The organism is Okeania sp. (assembly GCF_983059655.1).
Genome location: NZ_CEZPJD010000640.1, coordinates 1,298 through 4,691, shown reverse-complemented (window position 1 = coordinate 4,691; position 3,394 = coordinate 1,298). Strand labels below are relative to the sequence as shown.

General features: G+C 33.1%; 3 protein-coding genes. All 3 read right to left on the bottom strand.

Annotated features, from left to right (window positions below; all coding sequences use genetic code 11):
* Nucleotides 1-245 precede the first annotated feature (245 nt).
* The gene (locus tag AC3DU7_RS25750) at nt 246-815 is read right to left on the bottom strand and encodes a Uma2 family endonuclease (RefSeq protein ID WP_488042131.1); all 570 of its coding nucleotides are present in this window, start codon (nt 813-815) and stop codon (nt 246-248) included.
* A gap of 386 nt (nt 816-1,201) precedes the next feature.
* Complete coding sequence (locus AC3DU7_RS25745; RefSeq protein WP_488042130.1) at nt 1,202-1,999, bottom strand: phosphodiester glycosidase family protein; 798 nt, start codon at nt 1,997-1,999, stop codon at nt 1,202-1,204.
* A 96-nt stretch (nt 2,000-2,095) separates the two neighbouring features.
* Nucleotides 2,096-2,644, bottom strand: a complete 549-nt coding sequence (locus AC3DU7_RS25740; protein ID WP_488042129.1) for a Uma2 family endonuclease — start codon at nt 2,642-2,644, stop codon at nt 2,096-2,098.
* Between the last annotated feature and the right edge of the window lie 750 nt (nt 2,645-3,394).

The following is a 3,394-nucleotide window of genomic DNA, read 5'->3' as shown; positions in this document are numbered from 1 at the left end:
CTCCGGGGGAACATGATATTAGGCAAAAGCAGTTCCTCCAGTCATGGTTATTATTTCTCCATCACGATATTCACTTCTCAATTCAGCGGTAGTTTCCTGCTCTAGATACTCTTCGACAGAATAACGGGTTTGAGTTGCCTACATTAAATTCTCTTCTGTTGGATTATATAATAATAAAACTTTATCCTTTGATTCTAACGATTTTTTTGGTTGCCCTGCACTTAACCCAACCTACAATTTTTACCCTACTCAAATTCTACATTTTCATAGATATCTGACAAAGAGATTTGAAACTCCACCGAACTTAAAGATAAAATGCTTTCATCACCTTCATATTCTGACAGCAACCATTTACAATCTTCAGTTTTGCTAAACTGTTCCACATAATATCTATATTGGTCGATGAGAATATATTCCTGGAAACTATTTACTCTACGATAATGCTCAAATTTTTGCCCCCGGTCATAACTTTCTGTCGATTGCGACAATACTTCCACAATTATCTGAGGGTTAGTAATAGTATCTCGCCTACCTTCGACATAAACTATTGGAGTGGTAGTTACCATCACATCTGGATAGGTGTAAATATTTTTTGTTGGTATTGACAGGCGTAGATCGCTCATAAATACTCGGTAAGGTTGACCTTTTAGACCATACTTTAGGCCAGAGGTAAGATTGATAGCAATGTAATTGTGGTTTGCAGTTCCTCCAGTCATCGGTATTATTTCTCCATTGCGATATTCACTTCTAAATCCAGCGGTTTTTTCCCGCTCTAGATACTCTTCGACAGAATAACGGGTTTGAGTTGCCTGCATTAAATTCTCTCCTGTTATATAATAATGAAACTTTATCCTTTGATTCTAACGGTTTTTTTGTTTGTGCTACGCTTAAGCCAACCTACAATTACAATCTTTACTCCTAATTTTCATAATTGTTGAACGATAAATAATATTCGCTACATAATCAAGCCCAAATTTACCGAATAATTAAGCTTTAAAGCCTCTCACTCGCCGTGGAGAAACAATAGACATCTCCAAAAATCAAAAATAAAATCAATTCTTATCCATAAATTATCAATTATTCTTCCCTGTTCCCTGTTCCCTGTTCCCTCTTTTCTGGAGATGTCTAATTAATTAATTTTCCTTGTATTCAATCCTCTTCCTTTTAGAGAGAGGTAATTATCAATTATTGAAACAATGCCTCACTTTAATCCTAATAATATAGGCAATATAGCTGTTTCATTAAAATTCAATTCTGGATGGCTTTGAGAATACAATGCCACCGAAGATCCTCCATCTAAATTAACAATATGTAAGGTCTTACCTGAAAACACAGAAACCTTTAACAAATAGTCTGCCAGCTCATCTAATTTGACATTCTCTTTAGTAATAATGAAATATTTTCTTCGGTCTTCTTCTGTATAGGCTAATAATGTTCTTTCAAATAGCAAAAGACCATTAATAGATTCGTTAATATATTTTATTGTTACTTGATTACTATCTATAATTAACGGCCCGGACTGAAATTCAATATTAGTTTTCTCAGTTGAAGGTTCAAATAGTTTAGTTTCAATAAAATTCAACTCTTCTGTATTTGGATTAAAGCTAATAATATGGGAAAGTTGTTTATCTTCTTTAACCGGAGTTTTGACTTTACCTAATACAGAAAGCCATCCAGCATGTTCTTTCGACTCTTCAAAAAATGAGCCATTAACTATATATTTATAGTTCGATTTTGTAGCAACAGTTTTAACTGATTCCGCCTGGGATGGTTTGTATATAAAATCAAAATTACCAACAAAAGAAACAATCGTCATGTCATAGTTATTGAATTTATATGCCATAATTTCACCATCTTGAAAACTCGAATCAGGATAGACAGTTTGCTGAGAAATAATTTCTTTGTCTGATTTTTTTGCTAGTTGAAAAACAGTAATTCCTACTCCTCCTAAACAAAGCAATACAATCACACACAAACCTATTTTGATTTTTTTGTTCATTACACTAGCGTCTAAAAATAAACTACATTTAAACTACATTAATTTTGAATTTTAAATCTAATCTCCTTGCTCAATAACCATAGCTTCTTTTTATCATTAATTTTCTGCGAAAAAAGAACTAACTGAAACAGAAATATCTGGAAATGCTAGAGGGTTAATTTTTCCTTGCCGGAAAATAACTTCCGATTGATAATTATCTGCTTGAGGATGTCGAAAAACATAAATTTGTCGATGCTCCACATCTACTACCCAATATTCTAAAATTTTCGCTTTTGCATAAGCTTGCTTTTTTTCCCCTAAGTCATAACCTAGAGTAGTATTAGCAATTTCTATCAGCAAAAAAATATCTTCAGGATAAGGATGACGTTGAGAGTAATTATTTCTGGGTGGGCGTGCGATCGCAATATCCGGTTGAGGTTCAGAATTAGAAAGAGTAATAGGATGTGCTTCCCTAACATAAGCTAACTCTTTTAGCAGAGAGCGTAGATATTCAACGCTAGTTTCTGTAATTTGAGTATGTATTGGACTTTCCGGTGACATTTCTACAATTTCCCCATGCAAAAGTTCCAGATCGCGGTTAACAAATATTCCAGTACTAATTAGATGATGATATTCTTTAATTGTCCATTTTAATAAAGTTTTCATTTGACCACAACTTTAGTAAGATTTTGTACAGACATAATAAAATTTGATAAGGTTTATATTTATAATACTGCTCCTGATACTGAAGCTGAACTACCAAATCAGGTTACTCAAAAACCTAATTTTTGATAGGAATATTTGCTGAATATTTCTGGTTTATTACAGCGATCTTTTAAATAAGCTTCGTTGCTTCTAAATTTATAATTATCTACTTGGAAAAAATTAGCAGTTATACCATTTTGAATCGGGGAATAGCACCAATGATAAATATTTTTATTTTCTCAAGAGAGATTAACAGTTGTTTCAAAATCAATATGTTGAATATATCCATACTCAACAAAGCTCTTAATGGCATAACTTTTTAATTAAATAAATTGAATAAAGTAAACTACTTTTTTCTAAGAATATTTTTGATTTTCAAATGTAGGGAAGTTCCATGAAACTTCCCTGCGGGGTTGACTGTTTTTTGAGATAACGCTTTCAATAATTTAGAATTTAGAATTTAGAATTTAGAATTACCTCTCCTTGAAAGGAAGAGGATTGGGTTAAAAGGAATTTTTTCTTTTTTCTCCATGAATGGAGAGGCTTTATACCTTAATTTTTCGGTAAAATTAAAACCTCAGTACTTGCCATTTTAGCTGTGTCAGTCCACTACAACTAATACTTGTGGGGTGGGTAAATTTTCAACCACCACCATCACCACCACCATCACCACCGCCACCATCACTGCCACCAAAACTGCCACCTCCACCA

Excerpts from the sequence above, each read along its gene's own strand:
- AC3DU7_RS25740 (WP_488042129.1), bottom strand. The coding sequence starts at position 2,644 with ATGAAAACTTTATTAAAATGGACAATTAAAGAATATCATCATCTAATT.
- AC3DU7_RS25750 (WP_488042131.1), bottom strand. The coding sequence starts at position 815 with ATGCAGGCAACTCAAACCCGTTATTCTGTCGAAGAGTATCTAGAGCGG.
- AC3DU7_RS25745 (WP_488042130.1), bottom strand. The coding sequence starts at position 1,999 with ATGAACAAAAAAATCAAAATAGGTTTGTGTGTGATTGTATTGCTTTGT.